Annotated in this window: 22 protein-coding genes and 2 tRNA genes; 7 read left to right on the forward strand and 17 right to left on the reverse strand. The window is 64.3% G+C overall.

From position 1 onward, the window contains the following. Window positions 1-10: 10 nt before the first annotated feature. From ACE103_RS21820 to ACE103_RS21850, 7 genes are all read right to left on the reverse strand, one after another. Complete coding sequence (locus ACE103_RS21820) at window positions 11-769, reverse strand: DUF2497 domain-containing protein (protein WP_375774844.1); 759 nt, start codon at window positions 767-769, stop codon at window positions 11-13. Between the two features lie 333 nt (window positions 770-1,102). After that, window positions 1,103-2,485, reverse strand: a complete 1,383-nt coding sequence (locus ACE103_RS21825) for a TolC family outer membrane protein (protein ID WP_223966430.1) — start codon at window positions 2,483-2,485, stop codon at window positions 1,103-1,105. A gap of 215 nt (window positions 2,486-2,700) precedes the next feature. Beyond that, window positions 2,701-3,366, reverse strand: coding sequence for a protein-L-isoaspartate O-methyltransferase (locus tag ACE103_RS21830; RefSeq protein WP_375774845.1), 666 nt, complete (start codon window positions 3,364-3,366; stop codon window positions 2,701-2,703). Between the two features lie 135 nt (window positions 3,367-3,501). Then, a complete protein-coding gene (locus ACE103_RS21835; RefSeq protein ID WP_223966426.1) occupies window positions 3,502-3,681 on the reverse strand; it encodes a hypothetical protein in 180 nt (59 codons plus the stop codon). 132 nt (window positions 3,682-3,813) lie between these two features. Continuing rightward, window positions 3,814-3,888, reverse strand: a tRNA-Asn gene (locus ACE103_RS21840). A gap of 256 nt (window positions 3,889-4,144) precedes the next feature. Next, window positions 4,145-4,513: a hypothetical protein gene (locus tag ACE103_RS21845; RefSeq protein ID WP_223966425.1), complete on the reverse strand. Its 369-nt coding sequence runs from the start codon at window positions 4,511-4,513 to the stop codon at window positions 4,145-4,147. 115 nt (window positions 4,514-4,628) lie between these two features. Continuing rightward, window positions 4,629-5,114, reverse strand: a complete 486-nt coding sequence (locus ACE103_RS21850) for a DUF1772 domain-containing protein (protein WP_375774846.1) — start codon at window positions 5,112-5,114, stop codon at window positions 4,629-4,631. 92 nt (window positions 5,115-5,206) lie between these two features. On the opposite strand from ACE103_RS21850, the gene ACE103_RS21855 reads away from it, so the two are divergent. Continuing rightward, on the forward strand, window positions 5,207-5,878 hold the full coding sequence (locus ACE103_RS21855) for a TetR/AcrR family transcriptional regulator (protein ID WP_375774847.1): 672 nt from the start codon (window positions 5,207-5,209) through the stop codon (window positions 5,876-5,878). A 299-nt stretch (window positions 5,879-6,177) separates the two neighbouring features. Beyond that, the gene (locus ACE103_RS21860) at window positions 6,178-6,360 is read left to right on the forward strand and encodes a hypothetical protein (protein WP_223966421.1); all 183 of its coding nucleotides are present in this window, start codon (window positions 6,178-6,180) and stop codon (window positions 6,358-6,360) included. 43 nt (window positions 6,361-6,403) lie between these two features. Here ACE103_RS21860 and ACE103_RS21865 read toward each other — a convergent pair. From ACE103_RS21865 to ACE103_RS21890, 6 genes are all read right to left on the reverse strand, one after another. Next, window positions 6,404-6,477: transfer RNA gene (locus tag ACE103_RS21865), tRNA-Cys, on the reverse strand. 55 nt (window positions 6,478-6,532) lie between these two features. Next, window positions 6,533-7,249: a tRNA-uridine aminocarboxypropyltransferase gene (locus ACE103_RS21870; RefSeq protein WP_375774848.1), complete on the reverse strand. Its 717-nt coding sequence runs from the start codon at window positions 7,247-7,249 to the stop codon at window positions 6,533-6,535. 37 nt (window positions 7,250-7,286) lie between these two features. Then, a complete protein-coding gene (locus ACE103_RS21875; RefSeq protein WP_375774849.1) occupies window positions 7,287-10,391 on the reverse strand; it encodes an efflux RND transporter permease subunit in 3,105 nt (1,034 codons plus the stop codon). After that, window positions 10,388-13,516 (reverse strand): efflux RND transporter permease subunit, encoded by a 3,129-nt coding sequence (locus ACE103_RS21880; protein WP_375774850.1) that lies wholly within the window; start codon window positions 13,514-13,516, stop codon window positions 10,388-10,390. The genes ACE103_RS21875 and ACE103_RS21880 overlap by 4 nt, the downstream gene beginning before the upstream one ends. A gap of 49 nt (window positions 13,517-13,565) precedes the next feature. Next, entirely contained in the window at window positions 13,566-15,029 is a 1,464-nt protein-coding gene (locus ACE103_RS21885; RefSeq protein WP_375774851.1) for an efflux RND transporter periplasmic adaptor subunit, read from the reverse strand. After that, window positions 15,019-16,488, reverse strand: coding sequence for an efflux transporter outer membrane subunit (locus tag ACE103_RS21890; RefSeq protein ID WP_375781161.1), 1,470 nt, complete (start codon window positions 16,486-16,488; stop codon window positions 15,019-15,021). Before ACE103_RS21890 ends, ACE103_RS21885 begins: the two co-directional genes overlap by 11 nt. A gap of 436 nt (window positions 16,489-16,924) precedes the next feature. Between ACE103_RS21890 and ACE103_RS21895 the strand changes: the two genes are divergently transcribed. Beyond that, window positions 16,925-17,326: a DUF2177 family protein gene (locus ACE103_RS21895; RefSeq protein WP_223966416.1), complete on the forward strand. Its 402-nt coding sequence runs from the start codon at window positions 16,925-16,927 to the stop codon at window positions 17,324-17,326. Here the strand turns inward: ACE103_RS21895 and ACE103_RS21900 are convergent. The 3 genes from ACE103_RS21900 to ACE103_RS21910 are packed head-to-tail and all read right to left on the reverse strand — an operon-like array spanning window position 17,315 to window position 19,496. After that, entirely contained in the window at window positions 17,315-18,130 is an 816-nt protein-coding gene (locus ACE103_RS21900; RefSeq protein WP_375774852.1) for a DUF1295 domain-containing protein, read from the reverse strand. The genes ACE103_RS21895 and ACE103_RS21900 overlap by 12 nt on opposite strands. Window positions 18,131-18,153: 23 nt before the next feature. Next, window positions 18,154-18,804, reverse strand: a complete 651-nt coding sequence (locus ACE103_RS21905; protein ID WP_223966414.1) for a ChrR family anti-sigma-E factor — start codon at window positions 18,802-18,804, stop codon at window positions 18,154-18,156. Continuing rightward, window positions 18,801-19,496, reverse strand: a complete 696-nt coding sequence (locus ACE103_RS21910; RefSeq protein WP_375774853.1) for a sigma-70 family RNA polymerase sigma factor — start codon at window positions 19,494-19,496, stop codon at window positions 18,801-18,803. The genes ACE103_RS21905 and ACE103_RS21910 overlap by 4 nt, the downstream gene beginning before the upstream one ends. A 144-nt stretch (window positions 19,497-19,640) precedes the next feature. Here ACE103_RS21910 and ACE103_RS21915 point away from each other — a divergent pair, with 144 nt between their 5' ends. The 4 genes from ACE103_RS21915 (at window position 19,641) to ACE103_RS21930 (ending at window position 24,270) form a co-directional block, all read left to right on the forward strand. Next, on the forward strand, window positions 19,641-20,975 hold the full coding sequence (locus tag ACE103_RS21915) for an NAD(P)/FAD-dependent oxidoreductase (RefSeq protein WP_375774854.1): 1,335 nt from the start codon (window positions 19,641-19,643) through the stop codon (window positions 20,973-20,975). Between the two features lie 32 nt (window positions 20,976-21,007). Then, window positions 21,008-21,775, forward strand: coding sequence for a DUF1365 domain-containing protein (locus tag ACE103_RS21920; RefSeq protein WP_375774855.1), 768 nt, complete (start codon window positions 21,008-21,010; stop codon window positions 21,773-21,775). Next, entirely contained in the window at window positions 21,765-23,003 is a 1,239-nt protein-coding gene (locus tag ACE103_RS21925) for a class I SAM-dependent methyltransferase (RefSeq protein ID WP_375774856.1), read from the forward strand. The genes ACE103_RS21920 and ACE103_RS21925 overlap by 11 nt, the downstream gene beginning before the upstream one ends. A 232-nt stretch (window positions 23,004-23,235) precedes the next feature. After that, window positions 23,236-24,270, forward strand: coding sequence for a cysteine synthase A (locus tag ACE103_RS21930; RefSeq protein WP_375774857.1), 1,035 nt, complete (start codon window positions 23,236-23,238; stop codon window positions 24,268-24,270). A 113-nt stretch (window positions 24,271-24,383) separates the two neighbouring features. Here ACE103_RS21930 and ACE103_RS21935 read toward each other — a convergent pair whose 3' ends face one another. Next, window positions 24,384-25,124 (reverse strand): amino acid ABC transporter ATP-binding protein, encoded by a 741-nt coding sequence (locus ACE103_RS21935; RefSeq protein ID WP_029083902.1) that lies wholly within the window; start codon window positions 25,122-25,124, stop codon window positions 24,384-24,386. Window positions 25,125-25,126 lie beyond the last annotated feature (2 nt).

The raw sequence follows: 25,126 nt of genomic DNA on the forward strand, positions 1-25,126 counted from the left end.
CGCGGCGGAGCTAGCGCCCGCGGGAAACCCGCTCGATCTCGGCCTTGACGATCCGCTCGACCAGCCCCGGCAGATTGTCGTCCAGCCAGGATTTCAGCATCGGCCGCAGCATCTCCTTGACCAGATCTTCCAGCGTCCGTGCATTGTTGCTCAGCACGGTGTTGGCCAGCGAATTGAAGGCGGACTCGACCGCCCGCATCGTGGTTCCCGAGATCATCTGCTGCATCGGCGCAGTTTCGATTGCCGGCGGTTCTCGCTCTCGAACCGGTTCTCGCATTGGCTCCGGCGCCCGTGTGCGGGCTTCCGTGAACTCGACGTCATCCTGCGGCTCGACCTTGCGGAACGACGGCATGGCCGCCGGTTCCGGCAGCGCCATGTCGTCGGTGAGCTCGAATACATCGGCTTCGGGCTGGGCTTCGGGCTGCGGCGACGGCCTGATCTCGGCCGCAGGCGTCGCCTCGTCGAGGCTGGCGAGCAGCGAGTCGATGTCGTCCTGACTGTTGCTGGCCGGCGCTGGCGCCGGCGGCGGTGATTTCGGTGCCGACGCGGCGGGCTTCGCGGCCGGGGGTGCTGCGGGCGGCGGGCTCTTCATCGCAGGCTTGGCGGCTGGTGGCGGCGGCTCGACTTTCGGCGGCGGCGGTGCAGCAGCAGCAGCAGCAGCAGGTTTCTCGGCCGCGGCCGGCTTCGCCTCGTCGTCGGCAATGATGCGACGGATCGACGCCAGAATCTCCTCCATCGAGGGCTCTTGGACCTTCGCAGGTTGCGTCATCTCCGACTCCACATCGAAACTTATTTTACATCAAGCCCGAGAGGATTCGCCGGTTCCGATGAAGCAGGCGGAGATTTTCATTGCTCCCGCCCGACTTGTCCCCAGATCAAGCCCGCCCGAGGCTTTGTGCAAGCTTCGTGTCGCCCAATGCAGCGTGATCACAGGTGGCGTCGCACCTGCCATCACGCAACGCCGGCGCCGCGAATCGCGTTGCTGCCCGACAAAACGGTATGTCAGGCCAATTATCGATTGCAAGCAAACGCGCCAGTCTGTGGTCCTGATTAACTCAGAACCACAAACATGGCGCGACAAGCGATGTTGATGTGAAGGTGTTTAGCGGCCGTCGGGCGTGCGTACGCCGGCCCAGTTGTCGCGCACCTGCTGATAATGCACGGTGGGATCATAGACGTTGGTCGAAAGGCCCATCACCTGCGGTGACAGCCGGCCGATCGCGCTCAGCACGTTGTAGGATGCAACGACGCGGTCGTGTTGCGCGGTGACGAGTGCGTTGCGCGCATTGACCAGCGCTTGCTGCGCGTTGAGCACGTCGAGCGTGGTGCGCTGACCGGCCTTGGCCTCTTCGCGCACGCCGTTCAGCGCGATTTCGGACGCGGTCACCTGCGCCTGCGCCGACGCGACCTGCGACTTACCGGCGACCAGCTGGCCCCATGCAGTGACGACGTTGGCACGCGCCTGATCCCTGGTCTGTTCCAGGACCAGACGCTGCTGCGCCAGCGATTCCTTCGACTGCCGGATCAGCGAATACTCAGCGCCGCCCTGATAGATCGGCACCGACACCTGAACCTGCGCCGCCGCATTGAACAGCCGGTTCACCGACAATTGCTGCTGGTAGCCTTCGGTCACCGACGCCTGCAATCCGACCGTCGGCAGCAGCGCGCCTTCGGCAACCTTGGTCTGCAGGAAGTTGACGTCGACGCCGTACATCGCGGACGTGACGTTCGGATTCTGGGTCAGGCTGAGCTCGACGGCCGCCGCAAGCGTCGTCGGCAAGAAGCGATCGACCGGCGAGCCGGGCGCGAGATTCTGCGGTTCGTTGCCGATGATGCGGCGGAAGTTCGACCGCGTGGTCGTCAGGTTCGATTCTGCGGTGAGCTGCTGGGTCTTGCCGGCCGCAAGTTGCGCCTCGGATTGCGCGACGTCCGTCCGCGTCACCTCACCTACGTTGAAGCGGTCCTGGGTCTGCTTCAGCGTCTGTTCCAGCACGCGCGTGTTGCTGCGCTGGACCTCGACGATCGCCGCGTCGCGCAGATAATCCATGTAGATGGTGGCGGCGCTCAGGATGACGGTCTGCTCGAGCACGCGCAGACCTTCGCGTGCCGACGACACCTGGCTTTCGGCCGCGCGCACCCTGTGCGGGGTCTGCGCGTTGTACAGCGACTGGTTCACCGTCAGGCCCGCGCTGGCCGGATTCTGGGTTCCGTTGATCGCGCTCTTGATACCCGTCGGCTGCTGGTCGGTGTACTGATATCCGCCGCTCACGGTCAGCGCAGCTTTCGGACGATAGCCCGAGAGCGCCTGGGGAACGTTTTCGTCGGTCGCCCTCACCAGCGCGCGCTGCGAATTCAGCTGGGGGTTGTTCTGGTAGGACCGCACCAGCGCGGCCTCGATAGTATCGGCGAGCGCGGGCACGGGGCCCAGCTCCGCCAAGAGAAGGACGGCAGTCGCAGCCGCGGTGATAGCTTTCACCCCACGCATCCCCGGTAATCCAATCATTGTAGTCGCCGTCTCCACACGCAAGTCAGTTCCGGCGGTCGCTTCAGACGAAGTGAGTCCCGCCTCACCTTAGTCCGCAGCTAAGGCCAACGGAACCACCCCGCAACGGAACACGGCGGAAACTCTTCACATGGGGCAAACGGGCCACACTTCTGATTCGGAACGGGATTTTATCAGGTGGCGCAGCGCGGTAGCGGTCAGAACACGAAGGCGGGAACCCGTTCCAGTCCGGGCAGTACGGGGGCCGTGGCGTCGAACAGCTCGCGATGTCCGAAATCCCCGTGGGTGTGAGTCACGAGGGTGGCGCGCGGCGGCGGCGTCAGGCCGAACACCCCGACCAGCCGGCCCCCCTCCTTGAGCTGACCGAACAGCACGGTCGGGATGATCTCGGTCGCACCGTTGAGAACGATGACGTCGTACGGCGCGCCGGCGGCATCGCCGTCGGCCACCGCCGCGGTCTTGACGGTCACATTCTGGATGCCGAGCTGGGCGAACGCGGCAGAGGCCTTGCCGGCAAGCGCCGGATCGCTCTCGGTTGCGCTGACCTCTCCGGCAAAGTGCGCCACGATGGCGGCGGCGTAGCCGGTCGCACAGCCGACGACCAGCACGCGGTCGGTCGCCTTGATCTCGGCGGCTTGCAGCATCCTGGCGAGCAGCGCCGGCGTGATCAGGCAGCGCTTGGCCGCATCGCCCTCGGTCACGTCGAGATCGAGGTCGAGATAGGCCAGTGCCTGCTTGCTGGCCGGCACGAACACCTCGCGCGGCACGGTCAGCATGGCTTCAAGAATACGATCATCGGTCACGTCGCTCGGACGCACCTGACCATCCACCATGTACTGGCGCGCGGTCGAAAAACCGGTCATTGGCGGGACCCTGCAAGTCGCGGCATTGCCGCTGGAGAAGCTAGAACAGGGCCATCTTTTGGAACAAGCTTCGCGAAAACGCAACACGCCGTTGCCGCGCAAAACGCGCTCTCAAAAGGCGCTTCGCGGTGCGCCCTATTCGATCGTGACGGCAAGCCGGCCGATCAGGCGCGCCACTTCGTCGAGATGCTCGGAATCATGCTCCTCGACGGCCCGCGCGAGCCGGCGAACGCATTCATCGTCACTGATGCAGGGAGCATCGTTCGGAACAAGCGTCGGCTGCGGCATCGACAGGTCGATCAGGGTAATGGCCATCAGAATCACCTCTCAAGACCCGGCAGGACGAAGTCTCCGCGGTTATTGAGTCGATTTGACGACGATTTTTGTCTGCCTGTTACGGACCACAGGCTTGTGAACGACGATGAAGGGTATTGATGGGGCCAAAACTGGCTCCCCGGGCTGGATTCGAACCAGCGACCATTCGATTAACAGTCGAATGCTCTACCGCTGAGCTACCGAGGAATAGGCGAACAAAGCGTTCGCGAGCGGGCAGCGTATAACAAAGCCTTTCGGCCTTGCAAAGAACCAAATGGGCCTCCGGCGAAACTTTAGCGCGGGACGGTAAACCTCTGCGGTGCAAGGCTTTGCCGGCGTTCCAGGACGATGCAGGCCTGTCCCGGCTGTCCCGCTTTCGGCGCCATGCGCGCCCGCAAACGCCGCCGGCGCGGCCATTCCGCCGCACCGTTGATTCTTCCGCGGGCCCGGCCCGCCCCTGACGTCACTCCGCGATGAACGAGGTGGTCTTGGTACCGGGGTCGTAGCGCAACCTCAGAACATTGAGCTTGCAGAGATTGACGTTCTTCCACAGCACCGATTCATTGTAGTTGGCCCAGTCGACCTTGATGTTCCAGACGCAGCCCTCGTCGTCGTTGCCGAACTCGACATAAGCGGTGTCCTGATTCTTCAATGTGCCTTCGAGCTCATTCTCCCATTCATCGAGGCCGTCATCGGGCCCGTTGAAGCCGAGAAATTTGATGGCGTATCCGGTCTCGTTGACCACCGAAACGTTGCGGTTATCGGCGGCCGACGCGGGCGAGGCGATCAGCGCCAGTCCCATCACAAGCAGTGCCGGCAAAATAGACTTCATTGAAAATCTCCTGGCAGTCGGCCGCGCATCGGTGTGCGGCGTCACCTCCTTAGCGATCGTGCCGCACGGGTACAAATCGTGCACAGAATGCGAAGCGCATCGCTCACAAAACGCTCTATCGCTTAGCGATGGCGACAATGAACAGCGCCGTCGCCGCAAGCGAGGCGATGGTCCGCACGTGGTTCCAGAAGGTCCAATCGGTGAGATAGCGCGCCCAGACCGGTGCGGCCGCTGCGCTCGCCGGATCTGTGGCCGCAAGCTGATCGTTCAGCGGCACGTTGAAGACGGCCGTGACGACGAACATCCCGACGACATAGACGATGCCGCCGCAGATCATCGCAACCGCGCCCGGCTCCTGCCATCGCAGCCCACCGAGCAAAACCAGCACGGCGCAAGACAGCGCGGTGCCGAGAAAGAGCGGCATGAACAGCGAGCGCACGATGTCGACATCGATCGCGTTCATCGCCGTGATGCCGGCGGCCTGATCGATGCGGCCGAGCGCGGTCATGACGAACGCCGAGAACGCGAAATAGACGCCGGCAAGCAGGCCGCAGCCGAGTGCGGAAAACCACAGCAAGCCCGAGGTCAGGACATTGCGCATCGTTTCATCTCCAAATGCGATAAATACTCGTATTTGTAAAATGAGATAAACTCTCGTATTTGAGGCGTCAACCCCGATTGCGGAGGCGAGAAATGGCGAGACGAAGGGCCGCGCCCGAGGCGGCGGCAAGGGCCGCGCCTGAGGTGGGAGCCCCCCTGCCCGGGCTGGCGCGGCTTTCTCCGACGCAACAGCGCAGCCGCGAGCGGTTCGAGCGCATCCTCGCCTGCGCGACCGAGATCATGGCGGAGAAAGGCAGCGAGGCCTTCCGCATGAGCGACATCGTCGAACGCAGCGGCGTCGCATTCGGCTCGCTCTATCAATATTTTCCCGACAAGGCCGCGATCATCGGCACGCTGGCGGAACGACACAATGCCGTCGGGCGCGATTGCGTCAGGCGCGATCTGGCCGCGGTCTCGTCCGCGCGCGACCTGCACCCGGCGCTATGCCGGATCGTCGACAGTTACTACGAGATGTTCGTGCGCGAGCCCGTGATGCGTGACATCTGGCAGGCGACGCAGGCCGACCGCGCCCTGCAAAAGCTCGATGCGGACGACATGGCCGTGCTCTCCGGCCTTTTGTCCGACGCGGTCAGGCGGGTTGCGCCCAGCATGCCGGCCGCCTCCCTCACGGCCTTCTCAGGACTGACGATGACGCTGATCGCAGCCGCCGTGCGTCACGCGATCACGCTGCCGCCGCGGAAAGCGCGGCAGGTGCTGACGCAATTCAAGACCATGCTGCCGGGAGACCTCGCCGGGCTGGCATGACCACGATCGCGCCGACACCGGGAATTTCCCCGGCTTGTCTCCGCTGTCACGTCTCCCTAAAATTTCTGCGATATTTGACGGCTATCAATATTGCCGGGAAGTCCGGGAAGAGTTTTTCGCAAGATGTGATTTGTCTCACACGAGGTGCGGCCTTGCCGACCTAGGTTCCCCGCGGGGTCAGCAGCGTTTTATTAACCAAAGCGGGCGCCATCGTTCTTTTCATAAAATTCGAACGATTGGCTCAATCCGGACCGAAGACAGTTTTGCGACCATGGCGCTCTCGAACCTCGGAGAGCGCGATGAGCGAAGTCGAATTTGATCTGCTGCTGGACGCCGTGCGAACGGCGATCGCGCCTATTGCTCAGGAGGATTTCGTGGCCCAGCCGTCGCCCCGCATTCAGCCGCCGCCGCGCGCCGCCAATGACAACCAGGTGCCGTGGCCGCTGATTCCGTTTCCTGAAGGCTGGTACGCCGCGAGCTAAGGCGGCTTCTCACGTATTGGCTGCAAGCCATTGATGAGATGAGTGGAGGCCACGACCAGAATTGAACTGGTGTACACGGTTTTGCAGACCGTTGCGTAACCACTCCGCCACGTGGCCCCTTGCGGCGCACTTCATATACGCCCTCTCTGCGATAGGCAACCAAGCCGGACAGCTAACGCCGGCGCTTCCGGAAGTCCCGCTTCTTCGGTTTGGGCGCCAATTCCGGCATTTCGGCCTGCACTTCGCGGAATCTCGCCAGCATCCGCTCGAAACTATCAGTTAACGCTGTGGCGATATCCGGCCGCTTTTCCAGCCCGGCCAGCAGGATCGCGGCTGCCTCGATGGTGGACAGGCCGTCGCGCCGCGGTTCCCGGCGCAGTTTGCCGTACAGCGAGGGCCCTTTCGGTCCGAGAATCACCCGCTGGCACTTCAGCATCCAGGCGTTGCGCCACCACAGCGCCTTGGCCTGGCTCCAGGTGCCGTCGAGCAGCACGATGCCTTCGATGTCGGCGAGGATCCCGCGCTGGTGCGGCTCCAGCTCACCCTTGCGGTTGATCGCGACGATCTCGGCGTCGGTTTCGAGATCCTCAACCTTGGCCGAGCCGAGATAGAGCACTGCCCAGCGCGAGGGATCGGGCACCGGCCGGCCGAGCGCCTTGGCAAGGCTCGGCCAGGACAGACCGATCCGCACCACGGCGTTCTCGAAATGCCGCGCCAACAGTCGCGCGGTGCCGAGCGCCCTGTCCTGCTCCTGCGGATGGACCAGGATCAGGAGCCGGATCCGGCTCTTGATCGGCGTGACGCTGTCGCAGATGCACAGCGGCATCGGCTTGCCGCAATGCGGGCACTCCGGGATCTCGGTGGCAAGTTCGGTCTTTGTTTCGGACATCGCTTCGCTATACGCGTGCGGAGCCGTTCAATCCAACCTATTCCGCCGGCGCGTGCACGCCTGACGGCGCCGGGCGCCGGCGCAACCGGTTGATCAGCAGATAGATCACCGGCGTGGTGTATAGCGTCAGGATCTGCGACACGAACAGGCCGCCGATGATGGTGATGCCGAGCGGCCGCCGCAGCTCGGTGCCCGGGCCGGTCGCGATCACCAGCGGAATGCCCGCGAAGAGCGCGGCCATCGTCGTCATCAGGATCGGACGGAAGCGCGCCCGGCAGGCCTCGAAGATCGCATCCCGCGACGACAGGCCCTGATGCCGCTCGGCCTCGAGCGCGAAGTCGACCATCATGATGCCGTTCTTCTTGACGATGCCGATCAACAGGATGATGCTGACAAAGGCGATCACCGTCAGCGGCGTGTTCGTCACCTGCAACGCCAGCAAGGCCCCGAGGCCAGCCGACGGCAGTGTCGAGATGATCGTGATCGGATGCGCCAGGCTCTCATAGAGCACGCCGAGCACGATATACATCGCAACCAGCGCGCCGAGGATCAAAAGCGGCTGCCGCCCGCTGGTCTTGTTGAAGTCGCCGGCATTGCCGTCGAAGCTGCCGCGAATGCCCTCGGGCATGTGCAGCTCGTTGACCGCCTGCTGGATGTTGGTGGTCGCGACCTCCAGCGGCACGTCCGGCAGCAGGTTGAACGACACCGTGGTCGAGGGGAAGCCGCCGGAGTGATAGACCGCGAGTGCCGACAGTCCGCGCTGGTAGTGCACGAGCGCCGACAGCGGCACCTGTGCGTCATTGGCGCCGGCGACATAGATGCGCTCGAGGTTCGACGGGTCGCTCTGGAATTTGGGGTCGATCTCGAGCACCACCACGTACTGGTTGCGCTGGGTGTAGATGTACGAGATCTGCCGCTGCGAGAACGCGTTGTTGAGCGCGTTGTCGATGTCCTGCACCCGGACGCCGAGACTCGAGGCCATCTTGCGGTCGATCACGAGGTTGAGCTGCAAGCCGCCGGGATCGCGGTCGGAGGAGACGTCCGTGATGCCCTCCACCGTCTCCATGCGCTTGGCAACGAGCGGCGCCCATTTCTGCAACAGATCGAGATCAGTCGAGGCGAGCGTGTACTGGTAGTCGGAATCGCTCTGCCGGCCGCCGGTCCGGATGTCCTGGGCGGCGAACATGAACAGGCGGATGCCCGGCACCATGAACAGGTTGCGGCGCAGCCGGTCGATCACCTGCGCGGTCGACAGACCTCCCCGTTCCTCCGGCGGCTTCAAGCTGATGAACATGGTGCCGCGGTTGGAGGTGGCGCCACCCGGGCCGCCGCCGGAGCCGACCGACGAGCCGATGCCGGCGACCGCGGGGTCGGCCATCACGATGTCGGCGAGCCGCTGCTGCAAGCCGAGCATCGATTGGAACGAGATGTCGGCGGACGCGCGGGTCGCCCCGATCACGAAGCCGCTGTCGTCGGTCGGGAAATAGGCCTTCGGCGTCTTGACGTACAGCACCACCGTCAGCGCGACAGTGGCGAAGAACACCACCAGGGTCAGGAAGGGATAGCCGAGCACGATGCGCAGGGTCGACGCATAGAATGCCACGACCCTCGACAGCGTGCCCTCGATAACACGATCGTACCAGGTGGCGCGGTCGGAGGTCGCCTCCTTGATGTAGTGCGCGCAGATCATCGGCGTGATCGTCACCGACACCAGGGTCGACACGATGATGGCGAACGTCAGGGTCAGCGAGAATTCGCGCAGCAGCCGGCCGACGATCCCGTCCATGAAGATCAGCGGCGTGAAGGCCGCGATCAGCGATAGCGAGATCGACAGCACCGTGAAGCCGATCTGCTTGGCGCCTTCGACTGCGGCCGGATATGGCGCCATGCCCTGCTCGAGATTGCGGTACATGTTCTCGATCATCACGATGGCGTCGTCGACCACGAAGCCGACGGAGATCGCGAGCGCCATCAGCGACAGATTGTCGATCGAGAAGCCAGCGAGCCACATCCCGGCGCAGGTGCCGGCCAGCGCCAGCGGCACCGAGACGCCGGCGGCGATCGTCGGTACGATCCTGCGCAGGAACACGAACACCACCACCATGACCAGCATGGCGGTCGCCAGCAGCGTGAACTGCATGTCCTCGACGCTGGCGCGGATCGTCCCGGTACGATCGACCAGGGTCGAGATCTCGACCCCGGCCGGGATCCACTGCTTCAGTTCCGGCAGCATCCTGCGAACGCCGTCGACGGTATCGATGACGTTGGCGTCGCCCTGCTTGGTGATCTGGATCAGCACCGCTGGCTGCTTGTTGAACCAGGCGATCGAGCGCGAGTTGCGAACGGAATCCTCGACCTCGGCAACATCGGAGAGACGGACGAAATTACCGTTCGAGCTCTTGATGACGATGTCGCGGAACTCGGCCGCGGTGCGCATCTGCTTGTTGATCGAAAGCGTCTCGCTCAGCCGGTCGCCGTTGAAGATGCCGACCGGACCCAGCGGATTGGCATTGATGATCGCAAGCCGGACATCATCGGTCGCGATCCCGGCATTGGCCAGCGACACCGGATTGAGTGCGATGCGCACTGCCGGCTGGTCGGCGCCGCTGACGGTCACCTCGCCCACTCCCGACACCTGCGAGATGCGCTGCGCCAGCACGGTGTCGGCGACGTCGTACATCGCGCTGGTCGAGATCGTCTTCGAGGTCAGCGCCAGCACGAACACGGGCGCTGCGGCCGGATTGGCCTTGCGGAATTTCGGCAACGACGGCAGGTCGCTCGGCAGATCGGCGAGCGAGGCGTTGATCGCGGCCTGCACGTCGCGCGCGGCGCGGTCGATGTTGCGGCCGATCGAGAACTGCACCTGGATGCTGGTGGTGCCGAGCGAACTCGTCGAGGTGATCTGGTCGACGCCCGAAATGGTGCCGAGCTTGCGTTCCAGCGGCGCCGCGACGGTCGCGGCCATCACCGAGGGATCGGCGCCGGGCCGCGACGCCGACACCCGGATGGTCGGGAAGTCGACATTCGGAACCGACGACACCGGCAGAAATTCGTAGGCGACGATCCCGACCAGGAACAGCCCGATCGCCAGCAAGGTGGTGCCCACCGGCCGGCGGATGAAGGGCTCGGAGATCGAGATCACTGCATGCCCTCGGTGGCGCCCGCGATCGGCGGGCCGCTGGGACCTGGTTCCGGCACGGCCCGCTCGATCCGGCGGTTGAGCCGGTCGAGCGCGAGATAGATCACCGGCGTGGTGTAGAGCGTCAGCAGCTGGCTCAGCAGCAGGCCGCCGATGATCGAGATGCCGAGCGGAAAGCGCAGCTCGGCGCCGGTGCCGCTTTCGATCGCGAGCGGCAGCGCGCCGAACAGCGCCGCCAGCGTCGTCATCATGATCGGCCGGAACCGCAACAGGCAGGCCTGCACGATGGCGTCATAGGACGACATGCCTTGATGCCGCTCTGCCTCCAGCGCGAAGTCGATCATCATGATCGCGTTCTTCTTGACGATGCCCATCAAGAGGATGATGCCGATCAGGCCGATCACCGAGAGGTCCTGCCCGCACAGCATCAAGGCGAGGATGGCGCCGACGCCGGCCGAGGGCAGCGTCGAAAGGATCGTGATCGGATGGATGTAGCTCTCGTAGAGCACGCCGAGCACGATGTAGATCGTGATGATCGCGGCCAGGATCAGCCAGGGCTGCCCGGCCAGCGAGCGCGCGAATTCGGCGGCGTCGCCGGAATAGATACCGACGATGCTGCCGGGCATCCCGATCCTGGTCTCGATCGCCTTCACCGCCTCGACCGCATCGCCCAGTGCCTCGCCCGGCGCCAGGTTGAAGCTCAGCGAAACCGACGGGAATTGCGCCTGGTGCGAAATCGCGAGCGGCGCCGTGGTGCGGACCAGCGTCGCAACCGCCGACAGCGGCACCTGTGCCCCGTTGGCGCCAGGCAGATAGAGCTTGTCGAGGATCGATGGATCGCGCTGATACATCGGCAGCGCCTCGAGCACGACGCGGTACTGGTTCGCCTGACCGTAGATCGTCGAGATCTGCCGCTGCGCAAAGGCGTCGTTCAGCGTGTCGGTGACGCCCTGCAGACTGACGCCGAGCTGGCCGGCGCGCTGGCGATTGATGTCGAGCGCCGCGCGCAGGCCGCCCTCCTGCGCTTCCGACGAGACGTCGCGGAAGATCGGGTCGCGCCGCATCTCGGCGACGAGCTTCTGCGACCATTGCGAGACCTCGGCGGCATCGGTCGCGGTCAGCGTGTACTGGTACTGCGAGCGGCTCGACTGGGTCGAGATCTGCACGTCCTGCACCGGCTGGAAGTAGACGGTCATGCCGGGGACCGTTGCGATCTTCTGCTTCAGCCGCTCGATCACCTTGACGACACCGTCGCGCCGCTGGTCGAGCGGCTTCAGCGTCATCACCAGGCGGCCGACATTGGTGGTCGGATTGACCGAGCCGGCGCCGATCACCGAGACCACGCCGACCACGTCAGGGTCGGCCTTGATGAGGTCGGAGACAGCGCTTTGGCGGCGCTGCATCTCGGCGAACGAGACGTCGGGACCGGCCTCGGTCACCGCCGTGATCGAAGACGTGTCCTGCAGCGGCAGAAAACCCTTCGGCGCCAGCACATACATGATGAGCGTCAGCGCGATGGTCGCGAACGTCACCAGCAGCGTCGCGCGCTGGCGCCGCAGCACCCAGAGCAGCGTGCGATGGTAGACCTCCACCATGCGGTCGATGAAGCGGCTGACCGCGGCCAGGCCCGGGACCGCCATCTCCTCATGGATGTTCTTGAGCAGCCGCGAGCACATCATCGGCGTCAAGGTCAACGAGACGATCGCCGAGGTCACGACCGCGATCGTCAAGGTCAGCGCGAATTCGCGGAACATGCGGCCGACCAGGCCAGACATGAACAGCAGCGGAATGAACACCGCGATCAGCGACACCGTCAGCGAGATCACGGTGAAGCCGATTTCGCTGGCGCCCTTCAGCGAGGCCTCCATAACAGTCTCGCCGTTCTCCATGTGGCGGACGATGTTCTCGATCATCACGATGGCGTCGTCGACCACGAAACCGGTCCCGATGGTCAAAGCCATCAGCGACAGATTGTCGAGGCTGAAGCCCGCGAAATACATGACGCCGAAGCTCGTGATCAGCGACAGCGGCAGGGCGACGCCTGCGATCAGGGTCGCGCGCAGCGACCGCAGGAACAACAGCACCACCAGCGTCACCAGCACGACGCTCAGGATCAGCGTGAACTGCACGTCGTGGACCGAGGCGCGGATCGTCACGGTACGGTCGGAGACCACGGTCAGCTTGACGCCGGCCGGGACGGACCGTTGCAGCCGCGGGATTTCGCCGCGGATCTGCTGGACGACATCGATGACGTTGGCGCCGGGCTGGCGCTGGATGTCGATGATGACGGCCGGCGTCCCCTGGTACCAGCCGCCGGTGCGGTCGTTTTCAAGCCCGTCGACGATCTGCGCAACGTCGCCGATCGTGACCGGTGAGCCGTTGCGATAGGCGATGATGATCGCCCGGTAGGCGTCGGCGGCGGCGATCTGGTCGTTGGCGGCGATGGTGTACGATTGCTGGGCGCCGTCGAGCGAGCCCTTCGGCCCCGACACATTGGCGCCGGCGATCGCGTTGCGCAGATCCTCCATCGCGATGCCATAGGCCGCAAGGCGCGCCAGATCGGCCTGCACGCGCACCGCGGGCTTCAATCCGCCGAGGATCGAGACCCGGCCGACGCCGGAAATCTGGCTCAGCCGTTGGCCGAGGATGGTGTCGGCGAGATCGCTCATCGCCCGCAGCGAGATCGTGTCCGAGGTGAGCGCCAGGGTCATGACCGGCGCGTCCGCCGGGTTCACCTTGGCGTACACGGGCGGATAGGGCAGCGTCTTCGGCAGGATGCCGGCGGCGGCATTGATCGCGGCCTGAACGTCCTGGGTGGCGCCATCGATGTCGCGGTTGAGGTCGAACTGCAGCGAGATCTGGCTGACGCCGAACGAGCTGGTCGAGTTCATCGACGACAGCGACGGGATCTGGCCGAGCTGCCGCTCCAGCGGCGCCGTGATCAGCGAGGCCACCACATCAGGGCTCGCGCCCGGCAGTTGCGTCGACACCTGCACGGTCGGGAAGTCGACCTGCGGCAGCGCCGAGACCGGCAGCGCCCAATAGCCCAGCGCGCCGCCGATCATCAGGGCGATGCCGAGCAGCGAGGTGGCGATCGGCCGGCGGATGAACGGTTCGGAGACGCTCATGGTTGCGTGCTCGCCTGTTGGGTCGGACATTACGAGGTCAGGATGTCGGTCATGGCTGCGCCTTCGCCGCGCCGCCCGACTGTTCGCCCCCTGCCGCCGGCGCGGGCGCCGGTCCGGTCTGCCCCTTCTGATCGCCATCGCTGTGCTCGCGCCGGCCGCGATGCTCGCCGCCCTGCCCGTCCTGCTTGGCGTCCTTGCTCTGCTCCTTGCCCTGGTCCTTGCTTGGGCCCTCGCCTTGCGCCCCGCGCTTACCGTCCGGATTGCGGCTGCGCTTGCGCGGCGCCAGATCGGCGGCCGGCGGCCCGTCGTCCTTGCCGACCACGACCTTGGAGCCATCGGCGAGATTGGCAAAGCCCGTCGTCACGACGCGGTCCGACGTGGTCAGGCCGCTGGCGATGACGGCTTCATGCTCGTTCTGCTGCGTGACCGTGACCGGCTTGGCGGTGACGGTGTTGTCCGCGCCGATGACATAACTGAACGTACCGGCGGGACCGCGCTGCACGGCAGATGTCGGCACCACGATCGCCTGCGGCAAGGTCTCGACCTTGAGCCGCACGTTGACGAACTGCCCGGGCCAGAGCTGGTAGCTGGTATTCGGAAGTTCGGCCTTCAGCTTCAGCGTGCCGGTGGTCGGATCGACCTGGTTGTCGATGCCGGTGAGCTTGCCGGTATCGATCACCGTGACGCCGTCATTGCCGAACACATCGACCGCGAGCTGGCCCTTCGCCGCCGCGGCGTTGACCCGCATGATCTGCTGCTGCGGCAGGCTGAACCACACCGCGATCGGCTGCAGCTGGGTCAGGATCACCAGCCCGGTGGTGTCGGAGGCGTGGATGATGTTGCCCTGGTCGACCTGACGCAGGCCGGCGCGGCCGGAGATCGGTGCGACGATCTTGGTGTAGCCGAGCGTGGCGCGCGCATTGTCGACCTGGGCCTGGTCGGCCTTGATGATGGCTTCCTGCTGCGCGACCAGCGCACGCTGCGTATCGGCCTGCTGCTTGGAGCCCGCGTTGGTGGCGGCGAGCTGCTCATAGCGGGCGAGGTCGATCTTCTGATTGGCGAGCAGCGCTTCGTCCTTGGCTTTCGTGGCCACCATCTGGTCGTATTGCGCCTGATAGATCGCGGAATCGATCTCGCCCAGCACATCGTCCTTCTTGACGTCCTGGCCCTCGACGAAATTGACCTTGAGCAACTTGCCGTCGACCTGCGAGCGCACCGTGACGGTGTTGAGCGCCTTCACGGAGCCGACGCCGTCGAGATAGACCGGCACGTCATGCACCTGCGGCGTCGCCGCAAGCACCGGCACCGGCAGATCGGGCCGCGCGCCCGCGCCGCGCCCGCCGCCGCCATTTTGCTTGGGCTGGAAAGCAAGCCAGCCGAGATAGCCGAGCCCGCCGAGAATCACGAGCGTGATGAGCAGCGACACCATGCGCCCAAGCAGGCGCGAGAGGAGGCTCCGCTTGCGCGGCGCAGTACTTTTCTCGTCATCCGTCGAGTCAGGCTTAAAGAGCATCGACCGGTCTTTCCATCTTCGGTTCCCAGCCGCCCCCCAAAGCCTGATACAGGCTCACGATCGCCAATAGCCGGGCCAGCTGGGCCTGGGAATAAGCGTCTTCCGCCTGGAACAGGGTCAGCTGCGTGTTTAGCACAGTTACGATGTCGGCGGTGCCGGCCTTGAGCTGCTGCTCGGCCAGATCGAAGGCGCGTCGCGACGACGACAGCACGTCGCGCTGCAGCTGCAGCCGCCGCGAGGTCTCGCGGATCGCGACCAGCGCGTTGTCGACATCGGTGAACGACTGCACGACCGTCTTGCGATAGGTCTGCAGCAGCTCATCCTGCCGCGCCTTCGCGTTCTCGAAATTGCCGAGGATCCGGCCGCCGTCGAAGATCGGCTGGGTCATGCCGCCGACCAGGTTGAAGAAGGCCGCGTGCGGCTGGAACAGCGAAACCAGCGCCTGGCTCTGGTAGCCGCCCGTCCCGGTCAGCTGGATGCTGGGAAAGAATTGCGCCCGCGCGCTGCCGACGTTGGCGGTGGCGGATGCGAGCTGCGCCTCCTGCCGGCGGATGTCGGGACGCTGGGTCAGCAGTTCGGACGGCAGCCCTGGCGTGACGCGCGGGATCGCAACGGAGTTGAGCGAGCTGCCGGCGACGCGCACGCTCTCCGGCGGACGCGACACCAGCACCGCGAGTGCGTTGACGTTCTGGTCGAGCGTCTGCCGCAACGGCGGCACCAGCGCGCGCTGATTCGCGACCAGGCTTTCCTGCTGCGCGACATCGAGATCGGAGCCGGTGCCGGCCTTGAAGCGGTCCCGGATCGCATTGAGGATGCGCTCGGCGCTGGCGATGTTGCGCTGTGCGGTTCGCAGCCGGTCCTGGGTGGCGAGCACCGTGAAATAGGCGTTGGCGACGCTGGCGAGCGTCGTCAGCGCCACCACCTCGCGGTCGAACCGGTTGGCGACGGCGGTCTCCTCCGCCGCCTGCGCGGCGTCGCGATTCTGGCCCCAGAAGTCGAGCTGGTAGCTGGCGCTGAGCGAGCCGCTGTAGTTCACCACCTCGCGCCCGCCATTGGTCAGGCCGCTGGCGCTGGAGCCCGAGGTGCGTGAATAGGTTTCAGACCCGTTGAGATTGAGGGTCGGCAGCAGCGCCGCGCCCGCCTGCCGCGCCAGCGCGTCGGCTTGCCGGAAGCGCGCCACGGCCGCCGCGATGTCGAGGTTGACGGTCTGCGCCTCCTCCATCAGCTGCGTCAGCTCCTTGGAGCGGAAGCCCCGCCACCAGTCGAGCGTCGGAAGCGCGTCGCCCGGCCGGCCAAGGCGCGCGGCCTTGTAGCCCTGCGGCACGTCGAGCGCGGGATCGGGGATGTCCTGGGTCAGAATGCAGCCGGCTGAACCCGCGACCAGGCCGAGCGCGACGAGCGATCGTCCCGCGAGCCGTCGCAGGCGGACGGCGAGGCCGAACCGGCCTCCAGGCAGCATCACGGACGCGGGCTGGGTCACACCCACTCTCCGCCAAAGCCAGACTTCGCCCGTGGCGTACGAATGACGCGATCAGCAATGGTCTGGGTGACGTGCACGGGGTGAATCTTCCAATGGAACCTGACTGTCCCATCCTATCCTTGGGACGATAGGGCGGACAGCCCTGTCAGGATCGCGCGACGTCGCATCCACTGCGATTCGCCGCCACCCGGACGGACGACTTTTCCCCATTTTTGCAGCGTTTGCGCGCACCCGAACCAGTATCCGGACGTTCGGATTCTAACAAAGATTTCATGGGGATTTCTCCGCCCTGTTGCACCGAATCCGCAGCTTGCCGTCCCCGACCGCCGCCGGGATGATCCAGACGCATCGATCAGTCGTTACCTCATTGAGAGCTGCGCCTTGCGACAGCGGCGTTCAACCTTCGGGCCCCGTCATGACCTACCTCTACGCCTACCTGTCGACACTCATCGTCTTTTTGCTCTGCGACATGGCCTGGCTTGGGGCGATGGCGAGCCGATTGTATCGCCCGACACTCGGCGACATCCTGTCGACGGAGGTCAACCTGCCTCCGGCGATCGCCTTCTATCTGATCTACCCGATCGGGCTCGTGGTGTTCGCGGTGCTCCCGGCCATAAGGTCCGAAAGCCTGGCCCAGGCGGCGCTCAGCGGCGCACTCTTCGGCTTCTTCAGTTACATGACGTATGATTTGACCAATCAGGCGACTGTGCGGAACTGGACCTTCCAGCTCACTCTGCTCGATATGACTTGGGGAACGCTGCTTGGCGCCATGTCCGCCACGGTGGCCTGCCTCATTACTGCAAGGCTAGCTGCCTGAAGTCGGCTTCGGAAACGGAAAGAACGGCCGGGTCCGCGCCTGCACGTCACGAAATTGCTGGCCGCGCGAGCGCAGCATGTGCTGTTCGAGCGGCGGCACGCCGGACACATGGACCAGAACCCAATACATGCAGGCCGGCGCCAGCAGCGTGATCCAGCCGAGCGGATACGAGGCGTCGATCGCGATCAACGGATACGCCAGCCAGCAAAGCCACTCGAAGAAATAGTTCGGATGGCGCGACCACTTCCATAATCCCGCCTCGCAAATCCGATGTCGATTGGCAGGGTTCGAGCGGAATTTGCTGAGCTGCGCGTCGGACAAGGCCTCCCCGATCAGGCCAGTCAGCAGCAGCACCGCGCCGAACAAGTCCGCAAGCCCAAGTGCGGGTCGCGGGTTATGCGCCGCGAGCGCAACGGAGATCGTCAGGATGAGCCCAACCGCCGCCTGGGCCTGGAGCTGCAGGAACATCCGCCTGTCGGCCGTGTCGCCCCATTGATCGATCAGGTCGCGATAGCGCGGATCATCGCCCGCTTTCCAAGTCCGCGACAGAAGATGACTTCCGAGCCGCAGCGACCAGATCGCGACCAGCAGCGCGACCATGATCTGCCGCGCGGTCGGCACGCCATCTTCCGGGACCGGGACGAGGCTGGCCACGCAAGCAACCAAAACGGTGCCGAATGTCCAGCAGACATCGATCCATCCGGTGGCTCTGGTCCGTCGCTGGATCTGCCAGGCGGCCGCCATGACCGTGGACAGCGCAAGGGCCATGAGTACGAGTTGAAATATCAGCTGGAGCAGGCTCACGGAGCATCTCCCACGAGCGGCCGTCACATGCGGATCAACGGCTGCAGCAAACGGCCGATCATTCCGTTGAGCTTCAAATCTCCCTGCATCGCGACCAGGCAGATGCAGTCTTCGGTCGAGTTGATCCTGACGTCATGATCCACCGACCCGTCGCCAAAGTCGAAATCTCCGGGCCCGAAATGGCCGCCAGCGTGGACGAAGCTTCCTGACAGCACGCAGGTCATTTCAAACCCGGTGTGGGTATGTTCGATCATCCTCGTTCCCGGGCTGGATTTCAGGAGAAAGACGCGTGTCGCGCTCGGCTCGGGCAATCGGATCGACCGCAAATGCACCTTCGGTGCGATCCATCTCCACGGACTATCGGGATAGCTGTCCAGAAAGTTCGGCAAACCCGGTACGTCGCGGAATGCCTGCCCCCGACGCCGCTCCGGGATGGAGGTCAGCGAGGTCTCGTCCAGCCTGCGCTCCATCGCCTCGAGCGCTCCGTCCGACATTGCGGTCGGCGGCAATCCAGTCAAGATCGCGCCGCCGACATGCTCCATCGCGCGTACTACCGCCCGGCACTTCGCACAGCCGACCAGATGGGTGGCAATGCCAATTTGCTGGCCAAGGTCGGCCGTGCCGGCTGCGAACATCGCCAACAGCTCGTCCGGGGGATGATGATGGACGGTCATGAGAAGTCATCCAGCAAGCTGCGCAGCCGGGCCATCGCCAGCCGCAAGCGTGATTTGACGGTGCCGAGCGGGATATTGAGCGCCCTTGCGATCTCCGCGTGGGCCGTTTCGTGAAAGAAAGATAGTTCGATCACCCGCATCTGCTCTTCCGGCAGCACTGACAGCGCATCGCGCACCCGCGCCTCGATTTCAGATGCCGCCACCCCGGCGTCGGGCAACGGCCCCTCATCGCGCTGAAACTCGAGTTCCGTCTCGGACGTATCGCTCGTTGGGGTTCGTTTCTGACGACGGAGCGCGTCGATGCGGAGATTTCGTGCGATCGTAAATATCCAGGCTGCGGCACCAGCGCTGCCGGGATCGAACAGGCTGGCCTTCGACCACACGGCGAACAAGGCCTCCTGCGCCAGTTCGTCGGCAAGCTGCTCGCCCGCACCGGAGCGCTGCATGAACGTCTTGATGCGCGGCGCAAAATGCCGAAACAACGCCGCGAAGGCCTCGCGATCCCTGCGGACAGCAACGGCTTCGATCAGCCGGGCCCATCTGGCGGCATCCGACGTCTCATTGTCGGGAGTTTCACTCAGCATGCCGCGCGGGCACTCCCTATCACTGACGGCTCTGCGACCGCAGTACCGGATCGCGCCGGGCCTGACCAGACCGATGACCCCGGAAACATGTCGAGCGGCGGCTTGCATGCATCAGGAACGCCACCCGGCCGCGGTTGGATCACTGCCGGTGATCCAACCCGCAATATCCGTCGTTTCGTTCCATGACGCCGACCGCGCAATCGGCCGGCGCATCGTGCCGCTGAGGGATTGTAGTTGAGCAGCGACGGCAGATTGAACATAGCCGTAGTCGGAACCGGCATTTCCGGCCTCTCGGCCGCCTGGCTGCTCAGCCAGCGGCACGACGTGACGGTCTACGAGAAGTACGATCGGATCGGCGGGCATTCCAACACCGTGATAGCGTCCATCGGTCACGAGCGCGTTGCCGTGGATACCGGCTTCATCGTGTTCAACCGGAGCACCTACCCTAATCTCGCTGCGCTGTTCCGGCATCTCGATGTCGCTACGCAAGCATCGGAGATGTCGCTGTCGATTTCGCTCGACCGCGGCAATCTGGAATATTCCGGGACCGGCCTCTCGGGTCTGCTGGCCCAGCCCGGCAACCTCCTGCGCCCGCGCTTCTGGTCGATGCTGCGCGACGTCGTCCGGTTCTACGATCGCGCGACACGCGACGCCGCTCGGCTGAGCGACGAGTCGATCAGCCTCGGCGATTATCTCGTGCAAGGTGGTTATGGCGCAGCGTTCCGCGACGACCACCTGCTACCGATGGCAAGCGCTATCTGGTCGGCCCCCCCGGATGAAATTCTCGCCTTTCCCGCGGCGACATTCATTCGCTTCCACCACAATCACGGGCTGCTCCAATTGACGCAGCGACCGCCATGGGAAACTGTGGTCGGCGGCAGTCAGGTCTATGTGCAGCGGCTGGTTCAGCCGTTCGGGGACCGGATCAGGCTCGACTGCGGCGTGGTCCGGATACGCCGATCGTCCGGCCGCGTCTTTGTCACGGATGTCCACGGCGTAACGCAGCCATACGACCACGTCGTGCTGGCAACACACGCAAATCAGGCATTGTCGACGATCGACGATCCGACGCCCGATGAAGCCGAGCTGCTCGGCGCGTTCCGCTATAGCCGCAATCTTGCGGTGCTCCACTCCGATCCCGGATTGATGCCGCGGCGCCGACCGGCCTGGTCGAGCTGGAATTATGTCGGCTCGCGCGACAAGGCCGCCGCGCCGGTCGGCGTGACCTATTGGATGAACCGGCTCCAGGGCATTCCCCAGCATTTGCCCCTCTTCGTCACGCTCAATCCAACGCATCCGCCACACAGCGACACGCTGCATCACACGGAGGTGTACGAGCATCCGATCTTCGATGCCGCCGCGATCGTCGCACAGCGGCGGCTATGGTCGCTGCAAGGCCAGAAAAATACCTGGTTCTGCGGCGCGCATTTTGGCGCCGGCTTCCACGAAGACGGGCTGCAATCCGGGCTTGCGGTCGCCGAACAGCTGGGAGGCGTGCGGCGGCCGTGGACCGTATCAGACGAATCCGGACGCATCGCGCTCGCCGCAAGCGCGAGGTCGTTGCCCGAACCGGAGCTGCAACCATGACGCTCCGCTCCTGCCTCTATCGCGGCAGCGTCATGCATCGGCGGCTGCGGCCCACGACGCATCGCTTCCGCTATCGTGCGTTCTGGCTGCTGCTCGATCTCGACGAGATGCCCCTGCTCGCTTCCCGTTTGCGGCTGTTCTCCCGCAACAGATTCAACCTGTTTGCACTTCACGATGCCGATCACGGCGACGGTAGCGCGACGCCACTACGCCTGCAGGCCGAACGTTGCCTGATGCAGGCAGGGATCGATATCGCCGGAGGGCCGATCCGGCTCTTCTGCATGCCTCGAACCCTCGGCTACAGCTTCAATCCGCTCAGCATCTATTTCTGCCACCGACACGACGGCCAGCTCGCCGCGATCATCTATCAGGTTCACAACACGTTCGGCGAACGCCACGCCTATGTGGCCTCGGTCGCGGCCGATACTGGCACCATCCGGCATGACTGCGACAAGGCCTTCTACGTGTCTCCCTTCCTGAACATGGACATGTCCTATCACTTCCGGCTGAACCAACCGGACGAGCATTTTGCGCTCGGTATCAGCGCAAGCGCGGGCGGAGCAACCGTGCTCGGCGCCTGCCTGACCGCGACACGCCACGAGCTCAGCGATCAAGCGCTGTTGCACAACTTCATCGCCATTCCGCTAGTCACGATCAAGGTGATCCTTGCGATTCATTGGGAAGCGTTGCGGCTCTGGATGAAGGGCTTGCGGTTACGCGGGCGCCCGCAGCGCTCCCCTCACACGATCACGACCGTGCCTCCATCGCCCCAGCATCGGATTGACTCGCATGCACTCTGACCACCCGCAGACCGTCCCCTGCCCGCATCCCGTCGAATGGCCGCCGGTGCTGCGGGCGACTGTCGGGACGCTGCTGCGGCGGCTGTTCCGCCGTATCGACTGCGGCGAAATCCTGCTCCAGACGCCGAGTGGGCGCGGCATCGTGATTTCCGGGATGCGCGGCGAAGAGCAGGCGCATATCAGGATCCATGGTTGGAAATGCCTGCTGCGGCTGCTGATCGGCGGTGATCTGGGTTTTGCCGAAGGCTTCCTTGCCGGTGAATGGTCGACGCCCGACATCTACTCGTTCCTCAGCGCGGCTGCACCGCGTTCGGCACGCGCCCCTTCGTTCGAGCGGCTGAGGCCGCCGCAGCCTCTGAACTGGCTTCGTCACGCCCTGCTCAATCGCAATACCAGGCGCGGCAGCCGGCGCAACATTCGCGCCCATTACGATCTCGGCAATGATTTCTACCGCCTCTGGCTCGATCCGAGCATGACCTATTCATCGGCGATCTACACCTCGCCACACCAGACGCTCGCGCAGGCCCAGCAGAACAAGCTCGATCGGGTGACTGAACTGCTCGATCTCAGTGGCGGCGAGAGGATTCTCGAGATCGGCTGCGGCTGGGGCGCGCTGGCACAGCATCTTGTCGAACGGAATGTCTGTCACGTCACCGGCCTGACACTGTCGACCGAACAGCTTGGCTACGCCTGCGAGCAACTCTCCGAACAGGGTCTCGCCGACAGGGCAAATCTGCGGCTCGAGGACTATCGCGACACCAAGGGCACCTATGATCGCGTCGTCTCGATCGAGATGCTGGAGGCAGTCGGCGAGGCGTACTGGCCGTTGTTTTTCGACAATCTGCGGCAACGGCTCGATATCGGCGGCATCGCGGTGCTGCAGGTGATCACGATCGACGAACGTCGCTTCGAAAGCTATCGCAGGCGGCCGGAATTCATCCAGCGATACGTATTTCCGGGCGGAATGTTGCCGACCGTCGAGATCGTCGAACGACTGGTCGACAATTCCGGACTTCGGCTGGTTTCGACCGAGTTCTTCGCTGCCAGCTATGCGCGCACGCTGGCCGACTGGCGCGACCGGTTCGTCGACGCGTGGCCATCGATCGAAGCCCTCGGCTTCGATATCCGCTTCAAGCGGATGTGGGAGTATTATCTGGCCTATTGCAGGCTCGGCTTCGAAATCGGCGCTCTTAATGTGGGGCTGTACAAGATCGAGCGACCGTCTTGAACGAACCGTGTCGTGCGAATCTGACGCAGAGCGCCGATTTGCAGCAAGATTTGGCCGGATCGCAGCGCATTTTCAAAACGATCTTTCCGGCTGTGTCATCCCCCGCACGGCCAACTGGTTAACGCAGACCGCCACGCGAAATTCGCCGCACTGCAAAAGCCTTCCCCTTTTGCCATCGGCACACTAGTTTCCGGCCAGAGCAAAACACGGACCGGCAAAAGATTACCCCGACATGGCATTCAACAAAGACGTCATTGAAGCGATCGGCAACACCCCCCTCATCAAGCTGAAACGCGCATCCGAACTGACCGGCTGCACCATTCTCGGCAAGGCCGAATTCATGAATCCCGGCCAGTCGGTGAAGGATCGCGCCGGCAAGGGCATGATCCTGGAGGCCGAAAAGCGCGGCGATCTAAAGCCCGGCGGGCTCGTGGTCGAATCGACCGCGGGCAATACCGGCATCGGACTTGCGGTCGTCGCCAGTGCGCGGGGCTACCGCACCCTGATCGTCATTCCGGAGACGCAGAGCCAGGAAAAGAAGGACATGCTGCGGCTGTGCGGGGCCGAGCTCGTCGAGGCGCCGGCGCTGCCCTACTCCAATCCGAACAACTATCAGCATCTCGGCAAGCGTCTCGCCGAGCAGCTGCGCAAGACCGAGCCGAACGGCGTGCTGTTCGCCGACCAGTGGAACAATCTCGACAATCCCAAGGCACACTATGACTCGACCGGACCGGAGATCTGGCAGCAGACCAACGGCAAGGTGGATGGCTTCATCTGCTCGGTCGGCACCGGCGGCACGCTCGCCGGCATCAGCCGCTATTTGAAGGAAAAGAACAAGGACATCGTCACCGCCTGCGCCGATCCGCACGGCTTCGCCATGTACGAGCTGTTCAAGAACGGCCAGGTCAAATCGACGCCGGGCGACTCGATCACCGAAGGCATCGGGCTCGGACGCAAGACGCCCGTGATCGAGACCGCGAATGTCGACGACGCGTTCCTGGTCTCCGACGAGGAAGCCGTGACCATCATCTACGAGCTGCTGGAGCACGAAGGCCTGTGCCTCGGCGGTTCGACCGGCGTCAACATCGCGGGTGCGATCCAGCTCGCCAAGCAGCTCGGTCCCGGCAAGACCATCGTCACCATTCTCTGCGACTCCGGCAACCGCTATCAGTCGAAGCTGTTCAACCCGGCCTTCATGCGTTCGAAGAATCTGCCGGTCCCGGAATGGCTGGAAAAGCGGAGCAAGATCGAGCTGCCGTTTGTTTGACAGGCATCGTCATTCCGGGGCAATCCGCAGGGCCGAACCCTCAGGTGCGCAATTGCGCACCGAGAATCTCGAGATTCCGGGTTCGATGCTTACGCATCGCCCCGGAATGACTATCACCGCAAGATCTGGCTTAGGAACAGCTTCGACCGCGCGTGTTGCGGGTTGGCGAAGAATTCCTGCGGCGTGTTCGACTCGATGATCTGACCGGCGTCCATGAACACGACGCGGTTGGCGACCTCGCGGGCAAAGCCCATTTCGTGGGTCACGACCAGCATGGTCATGCCCTCCCTGGCGAGATCGACCATGGTGTCGAGCACCTCCTTGACCATTTCCGGGTCGAGCGCCGAGGTTGGCTCGTCGAACAGCATCACCTTCGGGTTCATGGTCAGCGCGCGGGCGATCGCGACGCGCTGCTGCTGACCGCCCGACATCTGGCCGGGAAACTTGTTGGCCTGATGCGGGATCTTGACCCGCTCGAGGAACTTCATCGCGGCCGCCTCGGCATCCTTCTTTGGGATGTTGCGCACCCAGATCGGCGCCAGCGTGCAATTGTCGAGCACGGTGAGATGCGGGAACAGGTTGAAGCTCTGGAACACCATCCCGACCTCGCGCCGCACCTCGTCGACCCGGCGCAGGTTCGGGCCGAGCTCGATGCCGTCGACCACGATCTCGCCCTCCTGAAATTCCTCCAGCGCGTTGATGCAGCGGATCAGCGTCGACTTGCCCGAGCCGGACGGGCCGCAGATCACGATGCGCTCGCCCTTGCCGACCTCAAGGTTGATATCGCGCAACACGTGGAAGTCGCCGTACCATTTGTTGAGCGTGGAAATGTTGACGATCGGGGTTGTGGACATGG

Source organism: Bradyrhizobium sp. ma5 (assembly GCF_042258955.1).
GTDB lineage: Bacteria > Pseudomonadota > Alphaproteobacteria > Rhizobiales > Xanthobacteraceae > Bradyrhizobium.